At 66.5% G+C, this 19,891-nt stretch carries 14 protein-coding genes; 11 read left to right on the plus strand and 3 right to left on the minus strand.

Annotation, left to right across the window (positions count from 1 at the left end; genetic code table 11):
• Window positions 1-107: 107 nt before the first annotated feature.
• Both ACUJB0_RS01320 and ACUJB0_RS01325 read right to left on the minus strand, forming a co-directional pair.
• Window positions 108-1,346 (minus strand): D-amino acid dehydrogenase, encoded by a 1,239-nt coding sequence (locus ACUJB0_RS01320; RefSeq protein WP_444843615.1) that lies wholly within the window; start codon window positions 1,344-1,346, stop codon window positions 108-110.
• Between the two features lie 4 nt (window positions 1,347-1,350).
• Window positions 1,351-2,613, minus strand: a complete 1,263-nt coding sequence (locus ACUJB0_RS01325; protein WP_444843616.1) for a serine hydrolase domain-containing protein — start codon at window positions 2,611-2,613, stop codon at window positions 1,351-1,353.
• 151 nt (window positions 2,614-2,764) lie between these two features.
• Between ACUJB0_RS01325 and ACUJB0_RS01330 the strand changes: the two genes are divergently transcribed.
• The 9 genes from ACUJB0_RS01330 to ACUJB0_RS01370 all read left to right on the plus strand — a co-directional run bounded on the left by ACUJB0_RS01330 (window position 2,765) and on the right by ACUJB0_RS01370 (window position 15,569).
• Window positions 2,765-3,649 (plus strand): N-acetylmuramic acid 6-phosphate etherase, encoded by an 885-nt coding sequence (locus ACUJB0_RS01330; RefSeq protein WP_444843617.1) that lies wholly within the window; start codon window positions 2,765-2,767, stop codon window positions 3,647-3,649.
• Window positions 3,650-3,674: 25 nt separating this feature from the next.
• Window positions 3,675-4,580 (plus strand): LysR family transcriptional regulator, encoded by a 906-nt coding sequence (locus ACUJB0_RS01335; protein ID WP_444843618.1) that lies wholly within the window; start codon window positions 3,675-3,677, stop codon window positions 4,578-4,580.
• Window positions 4,581-4,748: 168 nt separating this feature from the next.
• Window positions 4,749-7,505, plus strand: a complete 2,757-nt coding sequence (locus ACUJB0_RS01340; RefSeq protein ID WP_444843619.1) for a TonB-dependent receptor — start codon at window positions 4,749-4,751, stop codon at window positions 7,503-7,505.
• Window positions 7,505-8,536 (plus strand): S66 peptidase family protein, encoded by a 1,032-nt coding sequence (locus ACUJB0_RS01345; RefSeq protein WP_444843620.1) that lies wholly within the window; start codon window positions 7,505-7,507, stop codon window positions 8,534-8,536. The genes ACUJB0_RS01340 and ACUJB0_RS01345 overlap by 1 nt, the downstream gene beginning before the upstream one ends.
• 48 nt (window positions 8,537-8,584) lie before the next feature.
• The gene (locus tag ACUJB0_RS01350) at window positions 8,585-9,382 is read left to right on the plus strand and encodes a ferritin-like domain-containing protein (protein ID WP_444843621.1); all 798 of its coding nucleotides are present in this window, start codon (window positions 8,585-8,587) and stop codon (window positions 9,380-9,382) included.
• Window positions 9,383-9,467: 85 nt separating this feature from the next.
• Window positions 9,468-10,118 (plus strand): aldehyde dehydrogenase iron-sulfur subunit PaoA, encoded by a 651-nt coding sequence (gene paoA, locus ACUJB0_RS01355; protein ID WP_444843622.1) that lies wholly within the window; start codon window positions 9,468-9,470, stop codon window positions 10,116-10,118.
• Window positions 10,115-11,068, plus strand: coding sequence for an FAD binding domain-containing protein (locus tag ACUJB0_RS01360; RefSeq protein ID WP_444843623.1), 954 nt, complete (start codon window positions 10,115-10,117; stop codon window positions 11,066-11,068). Before paoA ends, ACUJB0_RS01360 begins: the two co-directional genes overlap by 4 nt.
• Before the next feature lie 4 nt (window positions 11,069-11,072).
• Complete coding sequence (gene paoC / locus ACUJB0_RS01365; RefSeq protein ID WP_444843624.1) at window positions 11,073-13,280, plus strand: aldehyde oxidoreductase molybdenum-binding subunit PaoC; 2,208 nt, start codon at window positions 11,073-11,075, stop codon at window positions 13,278-13,280.
• Window positions 13,281-13,406: 126 nt separating this feature from the next.
• Window positions 13,407-15,569: a HAMP domain-containing methyl-accepting chemotaxis protein gene (locus ACUJB0_RS01370; protein ID WP_444843625.1), complete on the plus strand. Its 2,163-nt coding sequence runs from the start codon at window positions 13,407-13,409 to the stop codon at window positions 15,567-15,569.
• On the opposite strand, the gene ACUJB0_RS01375 is transcribed toward ACUJB0_RS01370, so the two are convergent.
• The gene (locus ACUJB0_RS01375; RefSeq protein ID WP_444843626.1) at window positions 15,556-15,789 is read right to left on the minus strand and encodes a hypothetical protein; all 234 of its coding nucleotides are present in this window, start codon (window positions 15,787-15,789) and stop codon (window positions 15,556-15,558) included. The two genes, ACUJB0_RS01370 and ACUJB0_RS01375, sit on opposite strands and share 14 nt — an antisense overlap.
• Between ACUJB0_RS01375 and ACUJB0_RS01380 the strand changes: the two genes are divergently transcribed.
• Window positions 15,788-16,000: an MbtH family protein gene (locus tag ACUJB0_RS01380; RefSeq protein ID WP_444843627.1), complete on the plus strand. Its 213-nt coding sequence runs from the start codon at window positions 15,788-15,790 to the stop codon at window positions 15,998-16,000. The genes ACUJB0_RS01375 and ACUJB0_RS01380 overlap by 2 nt on opposite strands.
• Window positions 15,993-19,874, plus strand: a complete 3,882-nt coding sequence (locus ACUJB0_RS01385) for a non-ribosomal peptide synthetase (RefSeq protein ID WP_444843628.1) — start codon at window positions 15,993-15,995, stop codon at window positions 19,872-19,874. Before ACUJB0_RS01380 ends, ACUJB0_RS01385 begins: the two co-directional genes overlap by 8 nt.
• The last annotated feature ends 17 nt before the right edge of the window (window positions 19,875-19,891 follow it).

Consider the following 19,891-nt stretch of genomic DNA (forward strand, 5'->3'; position numbering starts at 1 on the left):
ATTTCTCATCGAGTAATCCTAGTTGCATACAAGGATTGTACGCGAGCCCATGTTGTTTTGGCATGCCTCCTTGCGGCGAGTGGCTGGTGTCGCCAATTTCCGGTTTGTCAGCGGCGCGGCGCCAGTCCGGCCAGCGCGGCCGGGAGGGGCGCGCCGCGCATCAAGTCCGCCAGCAGGCTGGCGCTGCCGCAGGCGAAGGTGAATCCGAGCGGCCCGTGGCCCACGTTCAGCCACAGGTTGCGGTGGCGGCTGGCGCCGATGATGGGCGCGCCGCCGGGCGTGGCCGGACGCAAGCCGGCCCAGGCCTCGGCCTGTCCGTAGTCGGCCGCGTCGGGCATGGCTTCCCGGGCCAGCCGCACCAGGCTTTGTATGCGGCGCTGATCGATGCGCCGGTCCGCACCCACCATATCCACCATCGCCGCCACGCGCAGCTGCGGGCCGATGCGGGCGTACAGCACCTTGCGTTCAAAGTCCGTCACGCTGATTTGCGGCGCGTTGTCGGCGGCGCGGATCGGTGCGGACAGGCTGTATCCCTTGAGCGGATACAACGGCAGGTAGATGCCGGCCTCGGCTGCCAGATCGCGGCTGGCGATGCCGGCCGCCAGCACATAATGGTCGGCGCGCAACGGACCGTCGGTGGTATCCAGCCGCTCCACGTCGCCGCACTTGATGTGGATGCGTGTCACGTCCCGATGCAGCACGCCGTTGAAGTTGGGGTGCGTCCGCAAGCGTTGCAGCAGCGCCAGGCAGAAGGCGTGACAGTCCGCCACCGCCTCGCCCGGATTGAAAACGCCGCCCGCCAGATCGCCCTGCAGGGCCGCCAGCGCGGGTTCGCGCGAGGCGATCGCGGCTGGCGTCCACACCTCGGCATCGGCTTGGGCGAGACCGGCTGCGTGCTCGAACAGGCGTGCGCTGCGGTACACGACCAGCTTGCCCGCGTCGCGCCAGTCGAACTCCGACAGGGGTACGTGCAGCGACAAGTCGCCCATCGCGTTGCGGCTCAACTCGCCCAGTTGCAGCAGCGTCGCGGTGGTGCGGCGGTTGGCGGCCGCGTTGCAGTTGGCGAGAAAACGCACGAGCCAGCGCCATTGCCGCAGATCCGCCTCGGGCCGTAAGCGCAGCGGGCCATCGGGCTGGAACAGCCAGTGCAAGGCCTTCAAGGGCACGCCAGCGTCCGCCAGCGGCGACACGTAGCGGTAGCTGAGCTGGCCGCCGTTGCGGTAGCTGGCCATGCTGCCGACTTCAGCCTCGCGCTCGACCAGCGTCACGCGATAGCCGGCCTCGACCAACCACCAGGCCGAGGTCAGGCCCACCACGCCGCCGCCGATGACGATGACTTCGCTCATCGCTTCACCTGCCGAGTATGGCGTGGCGATACAGCGCGGTCAGGATGCGCTCTTCGCTGCGCGTCATCGCCGAGTAGCGGCCGGGATTCTTGTCCGGATCGGTGCCGGTGCCGCCGATCAGCGACACCATGCCGTTGCCGCGCTGCAGATCCACCACGAAGGTCGAGATCAAGCCATAGGCGTCGCCCAGGTGGCCGGCGGCGATGAAGCCTTCGCCTTCGACCAGCCGGCCGCGCCCGAAGCGCTGGTTGCCCAGTCCCCAGCTTTGATACAAGCCACGATAGGTGTCGCCGTTGCTGCCGTTGTGTTTCCACTGCTGGCTGAACATCAGCGCCACCGATTCGGGCTGGAGGATCTGGCGGTCCTGATAACGGCCGTGCTGGATCAGCATCAGCATCACCTTGCCCAGGTCGGCGGCCGAGATGCGCAAGCCACCGGTCGGGCTGAACAGCGTGCCGTTGCTGCCGATGACGTAGGTGGCGACGTTGGCGGGCGCGGCCGGCGGGCGGACGCTGTAGTCGTCCACCTGCGCGATCCACGGGCCGTCGGGGTTCCAGACCTCGGTGTCGACGGTGCGCTTGCGGTACAAGGTCGCCACGTTGTCGATCTCTTCGGCCGTGAATTCGGATGGATTGTAGCCGCCGCGCAGCCCCATCGGATCGAGCAGCAGGCGCTTCATCAGGCGGTCGAAGCGCTCGCCGCTGACCTTCTCCATGATGGTGCCGATCACGCCCCAGTTCAGGTTGGTGTACATGAAGTAGTCGCCCGGACCGGCCTCGCTGGCCCACATGCCGGGCGCGCCGCTGGTCAGCTGGTCGCGGATGGCGACGTCCGCGCCCCAGAAGTAGCCTGCCTCGTCGCGCAGGGACGAGGTGTGCGTCAGCAGCATGCGCAGGGTGATGGGCCGGTCGGGAAAGTGCGGGTTGCGCAGCGCATAGCCGAGGTACTGGCCGACATCCGTGTCCAGCGCCAGCAGATACTGCTCGATCAGCCGCATCACGCCGAACGTGGTCATCATCTTGGAAATGGAGGCGATGCGGTACATGGTGTCCGCATTGGCCGGCGCGGCCGCGGCGCCGATGCGGCGCTGGCCGGTCTGGAATTGATACTGCACCTTGCCGCCGCGAATCGCCAGCACCGACAGGCTGGCCAGCGGCATCGCCTGGTCGGCCGCTACTGCAGCCAGTTCCTGGTCCAAGGTCGCGGCCATGCCGCTGGCGCCCGCCATCAACAGCATGCCCATCAATGCCTGCATTTCTCGTTTCATGTGGGGCCTGTAGTGTACTCGATGGTAACGAGAATACTGTGAGCGGGTGGTGGTCGCCAATGAAAACCGGGTGTAACCATATAACTTTTCGGAATGCCTTCCTGGCAAGCTTTCATGGGCGCAGGCGCTTGTTCAAGACTACACTTTCTGCATGCTCAACACTGAACGCCCCAGTCAGGAACATGCCGGCCTGGACGAATACCCGGTCCCCAAGCTGGTCGGCACGCTGATCGCCGACCAGTTCCAGGCCGTCGCCGCCGTGCAGGCCGCCGCCGGCGCGATCGCCGCAGCGGTCGAGGCCGCTGTGCCGCGCATCGCCGCCGGCGGACGGCTGATCTACGTCGGCGCCGGCACCTCGGGGCGCCTGGGCGTGCTCGACGGCGTGGAGCTGCATCCAACCTTCTCGTGGCCGCACGAGCGCGCGTTGTCGCTGCTGGCCGGCGGCAAGCGCGCCATGTTCGCGGCGGTGGAGGGCGCGGAGGACGACGCCAAGCAAGGCTTCCTCGACTTGGCCGCCTTGCTGCCGCAACGCGACGACGTGGTGCTGTTGCTGGCCGCGTCCGGCAGCACACCGTACGTGCTGGGCGCGCTGGACGCGGCCCTGACCTCCGGCGTGCTGACCATCGGCATCGCCAACAATGCCGAGGCGCCGGTGGCCACGCGGGCCGAGCTGGGCATCACGCTCGACACCGGCCCCGAGGTGATCTCCGGCAGCACGCGCCTGAAGGCCGGCACTTCGCAAAAGATCGTGCTCAACACCATCTCCAGCGCCATCATGGTCCGGCTGAACAAAGTCTACGGCAACCTGATGGTCGACATGAAGGCCACCAACGCCAAGCTGCTGCGCCGCGCGGTGGCGCTGACCATGCACGCCACCGGCGCCGACGAGGCCAGCGCCCGCTTCGTGCTGGAGCAGTGCGACCACCACGTCAAGGTCGCCATCGTGGTGCTGCTGCGGCAGATCCCGGTGGCGCGGGCGCGCGAGCTGCTGGCCCAGGCTCATGGCAGCGTTCGCTCGGCACTCCTGCTACAGTAGCGCATCGTCATAGCGAAAGAGGAAGATGCGGCTGCGTCACATTGAAGTTTTTCACGCCATCATGCAGGTCGGTACCATCAGCGGCGCGGCGCAAGTGCTGCACATTTCGCAGCCGGCCGTGACCAAGGTCCTGCAACACTGCGAGCTGCAACTGGGCATGCCCTTGTTCGAACGCGTGCGCGGCAAGCTGTACCCCAAGCCGGAGGCGCACCGCCTGTTCGCCGAGACCGAAAAACTGAACCGCGACCTGCAAGGCATCCGCCGCCTGGCAGCCAGCCTCAAGGGCCGCGCGGTGGAGACCATCCGCCTGGTGGCGACGCCGACCCTGGCCGCCAGCGTGCTGCCCCAGGCGATGAGCAACTGGCGCCGCGCCTTCGCCGACACCCGCTGCGAACTGGCGACCCACCACACCAGCGAGATCGTCAACACCCTGCGGCTGGGCGAGGCCGACCTCGGCCTGTCGCTGCAGGACCCGCGCCACCCCGGCATCGTCGCCGAGCCGATCGCGCAGGGCGTGATGACGGTGATCGCGCCGCCCGGCCGCTGGTCCGCCGCGCAGCAGGCGCAGCCGTTCTCCGCGCCCGAGCTGGAAGGCGAGCTGATAGGCTACGCCGACAACGATCCGCTCGGCGACCTGGTGCTGGCGGCCTGCGAGGCGCAAGGCATGCAGCCGCACTTCCACACCGTGGTGCAAACCTACCAGATCGCCCGCTCGCTGGTGGAGACCGGCGGCGGCATGGCGGTGGTCGATCCGTTCACCGCCGCGTCCGGGCGCGGACAGCTTCAAAGCCGGCCGTGGACGCCGGAAATCCCGATCCACTTGTACCTGCTGACACCGGCCCACGCGCCCCTCTCGCACGGCGCCAACCAGCTGGCCCGCAGCATCGCCGAGGCCGCCCGAGTGCTGTTAACTCCGGGAAATGTGGTTTAAAAGATACAAATGTCTTTCCTGAAAGTTGCTCCCACTGGCATGCTGCGGGGGAGAGCGCCGCTACATGAGTAAAAGTTATACGGACAAAAGCTATTTTCATTGGCTGGTCAATGTTGCAAGGCGCTAATCTGGAAAAATAAGCATTCAGATTCACCACAGGGAGAGACCGTGAAGGTTAAAAAACTGGCGCATGCGATTGCGCTGATGGGTGTATTCGTCCCGGCCGCAGGTCCGGTGTTTGCGCAGGAAGTCATGACGCGCGTTGAAATCACCGGCAGCAGCATCAAGCGCCTGGCGAAAGAGGGCGCCTTGCCGGTGCAGGTGATCAATTACGACACCATCGAAAAATCCGGCATCACCAGCACCGAGCAGCTGATCCGCAACTTGTCGGCCAACGGCACCGGGGCCGACAACATGACCTCGGGGAACAACGTGTTCGGCGCGGATGCCGACCGCGTCAGCGGCGGCGCCTCATACGCGTCGCTGCGCGGGCTCGGGCCCAACAGCACGCTGGTGCTGCTCAATGGCCGCCGCATCGCCACCTTCGGCGCCAGCGCCAAGGCGGTCGACCTGAACGCCATCCCGCTGGGCGCGATCCAGCGCGTGGAGATATTGAAAGACGGCGCCTCGGCGATCTACGGCACCGACGCCATCGGCGGCGTCATCAACTTCATCCTGCGCACCGACTACCACGGCGCCGAAGTTTCGCTCAACGACAACTTCACCCAGCATGGCGGCGGCGCCACGCGCAGGCTGTCGCTGCTGGGCGGCATCGGCTCGCTGCAGAAGGAGGGCTTCAACGTCATGGGCAGCGTCACCTATGACAACAATGAAAAGCTCAGCTCGCGCGACCGCTCGTTCGCCAACGGCTTCCAGCCCGAGCGCGGCCTGTCGCCGGACACCACCGGCACGCCGTTCGCCAACCAGCTGAGCGGTGCCGGCACCGCGCTCGGCACCGGCTTCAAGCGGCCGGGCGACAACACCACCTATCTGCAGGCCAATCCGCTGAGCTTCCAGGGCAAGTGCGACTCCATACCGGGCATGTCGCAGTACCAGACCGCGCTGTGGAAGGACGTCACCGCCGCCACGCGCAGCACCTATTCCTGCGCCTACGACTATGGCGCCGACTACATCATCAGCGTTCCGGTCGAGCGTCTGAACGCGGTCGCGCGCGGCACGCTGCAGATCAGTCCCGACCACAAGCTGTTCGTCGAGGCGCTGTACGGCCACAACAAGGCCCTGGCGGAGTTCACGCCGGTGCAGATCCAGACCTCGCTGGCCAACGGCAATGCCTATCCGGTCGGCGGCGCCTACTACCAGGACTTGTCGGCCTACATTCCGACCTTCGACAAGACCAAGCCCATCATCTACAAATGGCGCGCCAATGCGTGGGGCGACCGCAAGCAGGAAAACGTCACCGACAACCTGCGGCTGCTGGTCGGCGCGGAAGGCGTCCTGTTCGGCAAGTGGGACTACCGCGCGGGCTTCTCGCATGGCGAGAGCACCACCAAGACCGCGCTGCTGGACGGCTACGGCTACACCAGCCAGATCTACGCGGCGCTGGGTAGCGGCAAGATCAATCCGTGGCTGACCGCCGGCCAGACGCAGACGCCGGAAGCGATGCAACTGGTCGAGTCGACCAAGTTCCGTGGCGCTTTCCAGCACGGCAAAACCACGCTGACGCAGCTGGACGGCAACCTGTCCGGCGAGGTCTGGCAATTGCCGGCTGGCGCGGTGTCGATGGCGGTCGGCTTCGACCTGCGCCGCGAGGGCTACGACTTCGGGCAGGATGTTGACGCCACGCAGATCCTGCTATCGCCGGGCAATGCCGCGCTGAGCGATGCGAGCCGCAATATCAAGGCGGTCTACACCGAGCTGATCGTGCCGATCACCAAGGAACTGGAAACGCAGCTTGCCGTGCGCCGCGACCACTACAGCTTGTTCGGCTCGACCACCAATCCGAAGGTCTCGTTCCGCTACCAGCCCAGCAGCATGCTGGTGTTCCGTGGCTCGGCCAACAAGGGCTTCCTGGCGCCGAGCTTCACGCAGCTGTACTCCGGCCGCTTGTTGCAGGAACTGCCGAACGGCACCATCGACCCGATCTTCTGCCCGACCCATCCCGGCGATCCGGCCTTCTGCGCCATTGCGCGCCTGCCGTACTTCAGCGGCGGCGATCCCGCGCTGAAGCCGGAGACGTCGAAGCAGGGCAGCCTGGGCATGGTGATCGAGCCGGTGCGTGGCTACTCGGCCTCGCTCGACTACTGGGCCGTCAATTCGCAGAACCGCATCCTGAACCGCACGCCTCAAGTGGTGCTGGCCAACGCGGCGCTGCTGTCCCAAAACATCGTCCGCAACCCGGACAACACCATCGCCTATGTGAACGCGGGCTGGATCAACGCGGCCGGCATCAAGACGCGTGGCGCCGACCTGAGCTTGCGCGGCGAAGGCAAGGTCAACGCCTACAAGTGGATCTTCAACCTGGACGGTACCTACACGCAGAGCTTCAAGTTCGCCGAGATCGAAGGCCAGCCGTACAAGGAATACGTCGGCAACTTCTACACGCGCGACCTGTACCTGCGCTGGAAGCACAACGCCAGCATCACGCTGGCGCGCGGGGACTGGAGCGCCATGCTGGTCCAGAACTACAGCTCCGGCTACAAGGACCAGTTGCCGGACGGCGGCAAGGCACCACCGCCACCGGGCTTCAATCCGGACGTGAAGGCCTACACCAAGTACGACCTGTCGGCCTCGTACACCGGCTTCAAGAACGTGACGATCACGCTCGGCATCCAGAACCTGCTGGACACCAATCCGCCATTCACCGCCCATAACGTGGACGAGGTGGTGGGCGCCGGCTGGGATCCACGGGTGGCCGATCCGCGCGGGCGCTCGCTCAACGTCCTGCTCAAGTACCAGTTCCTGTAATGTCCACGGCGAACGGCCGGCGGCGGTTCGGCCAGCTGCTGGCCGCCGCCGCGCTGGGGGCGGGCGCCTTGCCGGCGTCCGCCGCTCCCGCAAGGAAAAGAGCGATGCGATTGATCAAACCACAGCGCCTGCAGCCGGGCGACCTGGTCGGCCTGATCGCGCCTGCCGGCCATACCAACGACGAGGCGCTGGCCCAGGCCGTCGCCAATATCGAGTCGCTTGGATTGCGGGTGCGCCTGGGCGACAACATCAACTACATCTACGGCAATTACGCCGGCACGGTCGAGCAGCGGCTGGCCGACTTGCACGCGATGTTCCGCGATCCCGACATCAAGGCCGTGTGGGCGGTGCGCGGCGGTTCCGGCTGCATCTCGCTGCTGGAGCATATCGACTACCGGCTGATCCGCGCGCATCCGAAGGTGCTGATCGGTTACTCGGACATCACCTGCCTGCACCTGGCCCTGCTCAAAAAATGCGGACTGGTCACGTTTCACGGCCCGGTGGGTTCGTCCACATTTTCGGACTACTCGGTGGCGCAGATGCGCAGCGTGCTGATGTCGCCGCAGGACAGCTACACCATCGCCATGTCGGCGGACAATCCGCCGCCGCGCACCGTGCACGGCGGCGTCGCCACCGGCCGGCTCATCGGCGGCAACCTGTCGCTGGTGAGCGCACTGGCGGGCACGCCGTACGCGGCCGACTTCAAGGACGCCATTCTCTACCTGGAGGAAGTCAACGAGGAACCCTACCGCATCGACCGCATGATGACGCAACTGCAGCTCAGCCAGGGCTACCGCAACGCCGCCGCCGTCGTGCTGGGCATCTTTGAAAATTGCGAAGGCGCCGACGGCGAGAGCGCGCTGTCGCTGGACGACACGGTCGACCAGCACCTGCTGCCGCTGACACGGCCCGCCGTGGCCGGCTATTCCTTCGGCCACATCCGCCACCAGTTCACGCTGCCCGTCGGCCTGCGCGCCCGCCTGGACACCGAACAGCAAACCTTGACTTTACTGGAGCCGGCGGTCAGCTAGCCGCCGCATTTGCTACACTGCGTCCTTTTCAAAGCTTCAAGGAACACGATGTCGAGCCCAACCGAGTTGCGCGCCTACGCGCTGCATTGCCTGCTAGAGAACGATCCCGGCATGAAAGTGACGGCGGTGGCCGCCATGGCGGCGGCATCGCGCGCGGGCGATTGCGGGCTGGACCCGGCCAGCGTCATCGTGCCGGCCGGCGCCATTCCGGGCCGCCCGGACAAGCCGGACCTGGTGCCGCCGCTGTCGGTGGGGCGGCGCTCGATGGCCACGGTGGAGGGCCGGGCCATGCTGATCCACGCGCTGGCGCATATCGAATTCAACGCGGTCAACCTGGCGCTGGACGCGCTGTGGCGCTTCCCCGATCTGCCGCTGGAGTACTACATCGACTGGCTGCGCGTGGCCGCCGAGGAGGCCACGCATTTCGCGATGCTGGCGGCCCACCTGGAAACGCTGGGCTACCGCTACGGCGACTTCCCGGCCCACGACAGCCTGTGGGAAATGGTCGGCAAGACCACCGAGGACGTGCTGGCCCGCATGGCGCTGGTGCCGCGCACGCTCGAAGCGCGCGGGCTGGACGCGATCCCGCCGTTGCGCGCCAAGCTGGCCCAGGCGGGCGATCGCGACGCGGCGGCCATCCTCGATATCATCCTGCGCGACGAGATCGGCCATGTGGAGATCGGCAATCGCTGGTACAACTACCTGTGCCAGCAACGCGGCCTCGAGCCGCGCGCCACGTATGCCGAGCTGGCCGTGCGCTACAAGGCGCCCACGCCGCGCGGTCCGTTCAACATCGACGCCCGCCTCAAGGCCGGCTTTACCGAGGAAGAGGTGCGGGCTTTGTAGCCGCTGTGTGAACGAACGTACAGTTCGTTCGCGGGGGACGGCCTACCATCGAGGTCGCCGATACGCCCCCCGGAGACGCAAGCCCATGAACGACTTCAGCGACATCAACCATGCGCGGCGCGATCTGTTGATCGCGGGCGCCCTGTCCGCCACAGCCGCCGCTGTGCCCTCGATGGCCGACGCTCAGCCGGCGCAGGCCGCCAGTCCAGCCAACCCCGCGCCGGTCCACGCCGGCGTATCGCTGAAGGTGAACGGCAAGGCCGAGCATCTCGACCTCGACACCCGCACCACGCTGCTGGACGCCCTGCGCGAACATCTGCACCTGACCGGCACCAAGAAAGGCTGCGACCACGGCCAATGCGGCGCCTGCACCGTCATCGTCGACGGCCGACGGCTGAACTCCTGCCTGACGCTGGCGGTGATGCACGACGGCGCCCAGGTCACCACGATCGAAGGCCTGGGCAGCGAGGACAAGCTGCACCCGATGCAGGCGGCCTTCATCAAGCACGACGGCTACCAGTGCGGCTACTGCACGCCGGGACAGATCTGTTCGGCGGTGGCGGTGCTCGATGAAATCAAACAAGGCATCCCCAGCCACGCCAGCGCCGACCTGAACGCCAAGCCGCTGCTGAACGCCGACGAACTGCGCGAACGTATGAGCGGCAACCTGTGCCGCTGCGGCGCCTATTCCAACATCATCGACGCCATCACCGAGGTCGCGGGGAGGACGGCATGAAGGTGTTCAGCTATCAACGCGCGCAGTCGCCGGCGGCGGCCGCCGCCGCTGCGGCCAGCACGCCGGGCGCCAAGTTCATCGCCGGCGGCACCAACCTGTTGGACCTGATGAAGCTGGAGATCGAAACCCCGGCCCACCTGATCGACGTGAACGGCCTCGGTCTGGACAAGATCGAGGCCACCGGCCAAGGCGGCCTGCGCATCGGCGCGCTGGTGCGCAACACCGACCTGGCCGCCGACCCGCGCGTGCGGCGCGATTACGCGGTGCTGTCGCGCGCCTTGCTGGCCGGGGCATCGGCCCAGTTGCGCAACCGGGCCACGACCGCAGGCAACCTGCTGCAGCGCACCCGCTGCCCGTACTTCTACGACACCAACCAGCCGTGCAACAAGCGCACGCCGGGCAGCGGCTGTTCGGCCATCGCTGGCCACAGCCGCAACCACGCGGTGCTGGGCGCCAGCACGGCCTGCATCGCCACCTATCCCAGCGATATGGCGGTGGCCATGCAGCTGCTTGACGCCAGCGTCGAGACGGTGCGTCCGGACGGTTCCGCGCGCAGCATTCCGATCGCCGATTTCCACCGGCCACCCGGCAACACGCCGCATATCGAACACGCGTTGATGCCCGGCGAACTGATCACCGCCGTGACGCTGCCCGCGCCCTTGGGCGGCACGCACATCTACCGCAAGGTGCGCGACCGCGCCTCGTACGCGTTCGCGCTGGTGTCCGTGGCGGCGGTGGTCCAGCCGGACGGCACGGGCAGGGTGGCGCTGGGCGGCGTGGCGTACAAGCCGTGGCGCATGCCGGCGGCCGACGCCAGCATGCCGCGTGGCGCCAAGGCGGTGGCCGAGCAACTGCTGGCCGGCGCCCAGACCACGCCCGACAATGCGTTCAAGCTCACGCTGGTGCAGCGCACGCTGCATACGGTGCTGACGCAAGCGAAGAAAGCCTGATGCGATGAAATTCACCAAGCCCGCCACCACCAATCCCATCGATCAACTGAAAGTCGTCGGCAAGCCAACCGACCGCATCGACGGCCCGCTCAAGACCACCGGCAGCGCGCCCTATGCCTACGAGCAGAACGCGGCCGCGCCCAACGCCGCGTATGGCTACGTGGTCGGTTCCGCCATCGCCAAGGGACGCATCGCCGCGATGTCGCTGGACGCGGCCCAACGCGCGCCGGGCGTGATCGCCATCGTCACGGCCGAGAGCGCGGGCAAGCTGGGCAAGGGGAAAATGAACACCGCCAAGCTGCTGGGCGGACCGGACATCCAGCACTACCACCAGGCCGTGGCGCTGGTGGTGGCGGAGACGTTCGAGCAGGCGCGCGCCGCCGCGCAACTGGTGCAGGTGAGCTATACGGCGGAGAAGGGCGCCTACGACCTGGCCGCCGCCAAGGACCAGGCTGTCCCCCCATCGGGCAAGGACAACGCCGATACCCGCGTAGGCGACTTTGATCGCGCCTATGCGGCCGCTCCGGTGCGGCTGGACGCCAACTACACCACGCCCGACCAGGCCCACGCGATGATGGAGCCGCACGCGTCGATAGCCGCCTGGGACGAGGCCAGCGGCCAGCTCACCGTCTGGACGGCCAACCAGATGATCGACTGGGGCAAGGGCGACCTGGCCAAGACGCTGGGCATCCCGAAGGACAAGGTGCGCCTGATCTCGCCCTACACCGGCGGCGGTTTCGGCGGCAAGCTGTTCCTGCGCGCGGAGGCGCTGCTGGCGGCGCTGGGCGCCAGGGCGGCGCGGCGTCCGGTCAAGGTGGCGCTGCAACGGCCGCTGATGTTCAACAACACCACGCACCGCCCGGCCACGATACAGCGCATCCGCATCGGCGCGGGCCGCGAGGGGCGGATCACCGCCATCGGCCATGAGAGCTGGTCCGGCGACCTGCCGGACGGCAAACCGGAAACGGCGGTGCAGCAAACCAAACTGTTGTACGCCGGTGCCCACCGCATGACCCGGATGCGGCTTGCCGTGCTCGATCTGCCCGAGGGCAACGCGATGCGCGCGCCGGGCGAGGCGCCAGGCCTGATGGCGCTGGAGATCGCGATGGACGAGATGGCCGAGAAGCTCAAGATGGACCCGGTCACTTTCCGCATCATCAACGACACCACCTCCGATCCCGCCAAGAAGGAGCGTAAGTTTTCGCAGCGGCGGCTGGTCGAATGCCTGCGCACCGGCGCCGACCAGTTCGGCTGGAACAAGCGCAGCGCGCGGCCCGGCCAGATGCGCGACGGCCCATGGCTGATCGGCATGGGCGTGGCCGCCGCCTTCCGCAACAACCTGGTGACCAAGTCGGCGGCCCGCGTGCGGCTGGACCGCACCGGCACGGTCACGGTGGAAACCGACATGACCGATATCGGCACCGGCAGCTACACCATCATCGCCCAGACCGCCGCTGAAATGATGGGCGTGCCGCTGGCGCAGGTGGTGGTCAAGCTGGGCGATTCGGATTTCCCGGTCTCGTCCGGGTCGGGCGGGCAGTGGGGCGGCAACAGCTCGACGGCGGGCGTGTACGCGGCCTGCGTGGCGCTGCGCACGGCGGTGGCGGAGAAGCTGGGCTTGTCCGCCGACGAGGCCGTCTTTGCCGATGGCGCCGTCAGCGCGGGCGGGCGTTCGGTGCCGCTGGCCCAAGCCGCCGCCGACGGCGAGCTGGTGGCCGAGGATTTCATGGAGTACGGCGACCTGGACAAGAAGTTCCAGCAATCGACCTTCGGCGCCCATTTCGTCGAGGTCGGGGTCGACGCCGCCACCGGCGAGACGCGCATCCGGCGCATGCTGGCGGTGTGCGCGGCCGGCCGCATCCTCAATCCGAAATCTGCGCGCAGCCAGGTGATCGGCGCCATGACCATGGGCGCGGGCGCGGCGCTGATGGAGCAACTGGTGGTGGACAAGCGCGGCGGCTTCTTCGTCAACCACGACCTGGCCGGCTACGAGGTCCCGTCGCATGCCGACATTCCGCACCAGCAGGTGATCTTCCTCGACGAGACCGATCCGGTGTCGTCGCCGATGAAGGCCAAGGGCGTTGGCGAACTGGGCATCTGCGGCGTGGCCGCCGCCATCGCCAACGCGGTCTACAACGCCACCGGCGTGCGCGTGCGCGACTATCCGCTCACGCTCGACAAGCTGATCGCGAAAATGCCGGAGAGTGCCTGACGCCACACTTTCAATAAATCCGTCAGGAAAGATATCAACTGCAAGTCGATTGGAGGTAGTATCAGCATCGGAACTATTGATGCGCAGGAAATAATAGAGTTGATCACCATCGATCGGGAGGCAGAAATGTTATCCAATTTGAAAGTTGGTATTCGCTTGGGGCTGGCGTTCTTTCTTCTGACCTTGCTTTCCATCGCACTGGGCTGGATCGCCGTCCACGAAACCTCGGCCATGAACGAGCAGTGGCAGACCATCAAGCAGGACGCGCTGGCCAAGCGCAGCGCGATCAACAACGGCTCCAACGCCTTGGGCGCCGGCATCCACCACTTCAAGAACTACATCCTGCGCGGCGGCGACTACGACAAGAAATTCGAAGCCGACATGGTCGATGTCGACCACACGCTGCACGACTACAAGGCCACCGGCTTCGTCACGCCGGACGAGGAAAAACTCCTGACCCAGCTGAGCGAAGGCGCGGCCGCCTACCGCAAGGACATGGCGACCCTGGTCGCCCTGCGCGCCAAGACCGACAATCCGAACGAGCTCGACAAGGCTGTGGCCGGCGCCGACAAGCCGATCAACGCCGCCCTCGCCAGCCTGCGCGAGAAGACCGAGGCCACCCTCAGGCATTCCGACCAGGTGATGAGCGAGGTCAGCGCCGCCGCCCAGGTCAAGGTGATCGAGACGCTGGCGGTGATCGTGGTGCTGACCATCGCGGCCGGCATCTACATCACTTTGAGCATCACGCGGCCGATCGGCCAGGCGGTGGCGGCGGCCGAGACGCTGGCGCGCGGCGACCTGAACCTGACCATCGACGTGAAGTCCACCGACGAAACCGGCCAGCTGCTGGCGGCGATGAAGCACATGATCCTGAAGCTGCGCGAGATGATCGACAGCCAGCGTGGCATGGTCGAGTCCGCAAATCGCGGCAATTTCTCCATGCGGATCAGCACCACGGAACTGCAAGGCTTCCAGAAGGACATGGCGGACGGCCTGAACATGCTGATGCAAACCACCGGCGCCAGCATCGACGATGTGGTGCGCGTGATGGGGGCGATGTCCGAGGGCGACCTGTCGAAGAGCATCGACAAGCCGTACGAGGGCGCGTTCGGCGAGCTGAAGGACTATGTCAATCACATGGCCGCCAAGCTCAAACAGGTGATCGAAGGCCAGCGCCGCGTGGTCGAAGCCGCCAATCAGGGCGACTTCAGCAACCGCATCGACGTGGCCGGGCTGCAGGGCTACCAGAGGGAAATGGGCGAGGGCTTGAACAACCTCGTCACCACCACCGGCGCCAGCATCGATGACGTGGTGCGGGTGATGGGCGCGATGTCCGAGGGCGACCTGCGCGTGAGCATCGAGAAGAGCTACGCCGGGTCGTTTGGCGAGCTCAAGGAGTTCTGCAACAACACCGTCTACAAGCTGGCGCAGGTGGTGACCGAGGTGAATGGCAGCGCCGAAGCCTTGGCCAGCGCCTCGGAGGAAATCAGCGCGACGGCGCAGACCCTGTCGCAGGCCGCCAGCGAACAGGCCGCCGGCACCGAGCAGACCAGCGCGTCGATCGAGCAGATGACGGCGTCGATCTCGGCCAACACCGAGAACGCCAAGATCACCGACGGCATGGCCAGCCAGGCGGCCAAGGAAGCGGTCGAGGGCGGCGACGCCGTGCGCGCCACGGTGGCGGCGATGCAGCAGATCGCCAAGAAGATCCAGATCATCGACGATATCGCCTATCAGACCAATCTGCTGGCGCTGAACGCGGCCATCGAGGCGGCGCGCGCGGGCGACCATGGCAAGGGCTTCGCGGTGGTCGCGGCCGAGGTGCGCAAGCTGGCCGAGCGCAGCCAGCTGGCCGCGCAGGAAATCGAACATGTGGCCACCAGCAGCGTCGACCTGGCGGAGAAGGCCGGGCGCCTGCTCGACCAGATGGTGCCGAATATCCGCAGGACCTCGGATCTGGTGCAGGAGATCACCGCCGCGTCGGAAGAGCAGTCGGCAGGCGTCGGCCAGATCAACAGCGCGGTGGGCCAGTTGAGCCAGACCACGCAGCAGAACGCGTCCAGTTCGGAAGAGCTGGCCGCCACCGCCGAGGAGATGAGCGGCCAGGCCGAGCAACTGCAATCGGCGATGTCCTTCTTCAAGCTCGAGACCAGTGGACGGCCGGCTCCTGCCGCGAAGCGCCAACCGGTCGCGCCGCGCGAGACCCGGCGCCATGGCGGCGCCCAGGCATTTAGCCCGATGAGCCCCGCCTTGCACGAGGTCGACGAAAGCCGCTTCACCAAGTTCTGATTTTTCCCTGTGCCGCATCGACGCCGCTTGCCTGGCGCCATGCGGCACAGCCGTTTCTGGACCGTTCGAGTCCGTATTCCCCTTCTTTCAGCAGTGTCATCCCAGAATACAATTGCAAATCTAAATGATAGTCATTATCATTCGCGTTGGTTTGTTTATTGTTAATTTTGTCTGCTTGACACCAGGGAATGCTGGTGTCCGGCGGATCGGGAGCGGGCATGGGGCAGGAGCGGTTTTACGAAGTGGTGGTCAACGCGGAGGGGCAATATTCGGTATGGCCTGCGCAGTGGGCCGTGCCTGGCGGTTGGCGGGCGGCGGGATTCCGCGATACCCGCGAGCAGTGCCTGAGGCATATCGACAGCGTCTGGCTGGATCAGCGCGAGTACAACCTGCGGGTGGCGCTGTCCGGCAAGGAGCGTCGCCATGGGTGACAAGCTGCCGCAGGACGCGGCCATCGAACTGGTATCGCCGGCGCAGCGCAGCCTGTGGTTCCTGAGCCAGTTGAGCCAGACCACGCAGCGCCTGCACATGCGCATCGAACTGCGCTGGCCGAAGTCGCCGGATCGCGCGTTGATCGCGTATGGTCTGAGCGTTTTGCAGGCGCGGCACGGGATTTTGCAAACCACCTTTCACCGTCTGGCTTGGGGCGATATCGAACAGCGGCCGGGCAGCGCGGCGCCGTTGCTGCTGGAGCGTGAAGGGAGTTACGCCAGCTGGTGCCAGCGCCAGGAGTTCGATCTGGAGAGCCAGCCCGGCATGAAGGCATGGCTGGACGGTTCGACGCTCACGCTGGCGGTGCATCGCATGCTTGCCGATGCGGCTTCCGCCGAAATCCTCGTCGATGACCTCCTGCGTTGCATCGCGGGGCAGCCCGTGGCGCCGCTCGGGCCGCGCGGATTTCATCAGCACACCAGGCGGCAGCTGGAGCGCTTGAGCAATGACGTCTCGGCCACCGACTACGACTACTGGCTTTCCCGGTTGGCCGACGGTTCGGCGCCGCTGGTCCTGCCGCTGGACCGCCCGCGCACGGCGGCTCGTACCTGCGCCGATGCGCAAGTCGAAGTTGAACTGGACGCGCCATTGTCCGCCGCATTGGCCGACTTCTGCACGGCGAATGGCGCGCAATCGGCCCAGGTCCTGCGGGCGGCGTTCGGCGTGCTGCTGTATCGCCATACCATGCAAACCAGCTTGCGCATGGCGACCTTCGATGAGGGACGCCCGGTGGACATGCATGGCGTTGTCGGCCCGTTCGAGAACATCCTCGTCTCCCATCTCACGGTGGACGGTGGTGTGAGCTTCGCCGCCTTGCTCGACGCGATACGAGCGGAAGACGCAGCCAATCTGGCGCACGCCGCGCTGCCGTTCGATAAGCTGCTGGAGCGGCTCAATGCGGACGGCTTCCAGAAGCACGAGCTGCCGTTCCAGGTTGGCTTCGCGCTGCGCCGTCAGCGCTGCCAGTCCGGCGAAGTCTCCGTCCGCATGGATGAGGACCAGGCGCTTCGCGTCGACCTGCTGCTGCGGGTGACCGAGCGCGCCGGCGGCCGTCATGCGCTATCGCTGGCGTATGCGGCCGCGCTTTTCGATGCGTCGACCGCCGAGGCTTTGCTGGAGCGGCTGCTGTCATTGCTGGCGCAGGCGTTGTCCGCGCCGTCGGTTCGGCTCGATCAGCTTCAGTTGGTGGATGCGCAGGCGCTGGCGCAGTTGAGCGCTCCGTGGCCTGCGGCCATGTACGCGCCCGTGCCGGTGCACCAGCTGATGGAGCAGCAGTTGCCGTTGCGCGGGAGGGATGAGGCGCTGGTGTGCGGTGGCGATACGCTCAGCCACGCGGCCATGCACGCGGCGGCCAACCGTCTGGCGCATTACCTCATCTCGACAGGCGTTGGGGCGGAGACCCGCGTCGGCGTGGCGCTGGAGCGTGGCGTCGACATGATCGTCACCCTGCTGGCCGTGTTCAAGGCCGGCGGCGCGCTGGTGCCCATCGATCCGTCCTATCCGCAGGAACGCATCGAGTACATCCTCGGCGATGCCAATGTGTTTTGCCTGTTGACGCAACGCGCGCTGCAGGATCGCCTGCCGGTGCCTGCAATCGCCATCGATACGCTCGACCTGTCGCGGTACCCCGAAACTGCGCCGGATTTGCATGTGTCGCCGATGCAGATGGCCTACATCATCTACACCTCCGGCTCGACCGGTAGGCCGAAAGGCGTGGCGGTCGCGCATGGGCCGTTGTCGCTGCATTGCCAGGCCACGGCGGAGCTGTATGAAATGGACGCCGCATCGCGCGAGCTGCACTTCCTGTCGATCAGCTTCGACGGTGCGCACGAGCGATGGATCGTGCCGCTGATCGTGGGCGGCTGCGTCGTGCTGCGTGGCGACGCGCTTTGGAGCGCTGCCGAAACCTACGCCGCCATGCGCCAACACCGCGTCAATAACGCCGGCTTCCCGACCAGCTACGTGCAGCAGCTGGCCGAATGGGCCGATGGCCGCAGCGACGCCGTGTCTCTGCGCCTGCTGTCGTTCGGCGGCGAGGGCATGCCGCGCGCGACATTCGAACAGCTCAAGCGCGCCTTGTCGCCGGAGTGCCTGATCAATGGTTACGGGCCGACGGAGACGGTGATCTCGCCGCTGGCGTGGAAGACCACGGCCGGCGCCAGCTTCGAAGGCGCCTATGCGCCGATAGGCCGTGCAGTGGGCCCGCGCAGGGCGTACGTGCTCGATGCCGACCTCAATCCCGTGCCGCCCGGCGTGGCCGGAGAGCTGCACATTGGCGGGGCATGCCTGGCGCGCGGCTACCACGGCCAGGCCGCCGCCACCGCGGACCGCTTCATTCCCGATCCGTTCGCGGCCGACGGTGGACGCATGTACCGCACCGGCGACCAGGTGCGCTGGCGCCCAGACGGCATCATCGAATATCTGGGCCGCCTCGATCAGCAAGTCAAGGTGCGAGGCTTCCGCATCGAGCTGGGAGAGATCGAAGCGGCGCTTGGCAAACTGCCCTCGGTGCGCGAAGCGGTGGTCGTGCTGCACCAGACGCCGCAGGGGGCTAAGCTCACAGGCTATGCGGTGGCCGATGCGGATAGCGCCGTCGATGGCGCCGCACTGCGCCATCAACTGGCGGCGCAGCTGCCGGACTACATGGTGCCCGCCGCCGTCGTCATTCTCAACAGCCTGCCGCTGACGCCAAACGGAAAAATCGACCGCAAGGCCTTGCCTCTGCCAACGCAGGAACGGCGCGAAGTGGTGGCGCCGTCGTCGGATATCGAACGCCAGCTGGTGGCGATCTGGCAGGAGGTACTGCAGCTACAGCAGATCGGCGCGACCGACAATTTCTTCGAATTGGGCGGCGATTCGCTCAGCGCGCTGCGTGTGCTGACGATGCTGGACAGGCTGCTGCCCGACCATGGCATGGGCATCGTCGACCTGTTCAACTACCCGGATATCGGCAGCCTGGCGCGCGCGCTCGGCAACCGTGAGCTGGCCGGCAGCGAAGTGGTTTGCCTCCAGCGCGGCGGCAGCAAGCCTATGTTGTACTGCTTCCCCGGCCTGCTGGTCAGCACCCTGGAATACACGGCGCTGGTGAACCATCTCGGCCCGGACCAACCGGCCACCGGCTTTATCTGCCACTCGCTATCCGGCGGTGACGGCGATCCGCTGCCTGTATCCGCGCTGGCGGCGCGCTACGCCGACCATATCCGCAGCCAGAGCGCGGGCCAGCCGGTGATGCTGCTGGGCTGGTCGTGGGGCGGCATCCTGGCCTACGAAGCGGCGCGCCTGCTGGTCGACAGCGTCGACGTGCGCTTCGTCGGCATGCTGGACGTCTGCGCGCTCGATGCGGAGTTCGCGGTCGGTGGTGAAAAGCCGCTCGAGCCGGCGCTGCGTCAACGCCTGCAAAACGACATCGACAACTGGCTCGCCGCCAGCGCCATGCGCGAACGCTGGCAGCAGCTGCTGGGCCGCATGGACGCCACCGTCTACACGCAGTTCCTGCACTACGTGAACAACAGCCCGGACACGCTGCCGCTGGACGGACCGGACATCGGCAGCCGTGAGCACATCTTCTGGACGCTGATGGAAAACGCGCTGGTCTTCCGGGACTACACGTTGGAGCCGCTCGACTGCCGCATCCACGCCTGGATCGCGGAGGACTCGCTGCTGCGCGGGATGAACGTGATCGACTGGCGCAAGCAATCGAGCCGTGTGGAGCGCGTCCACGCCATCCCTGGCAGCACGCACCTGAGCATCATCGCCGATCCGCGGTTCCACCAGAGCTTTGCGCAAAGCGTCAACGAATCATTCACACATTAAGAGAAGAAGGCTATACC

This window comes from Duganella caerulea, from assembly GCF_040362985.1.
GTDB classification, from domain to species: Bacteria; Pseudomonadota; Gammaproteobacteria; order Burkholderiales; family Burkholderiaceae_D; genus Rugamonas; species Rugamonas vulcania.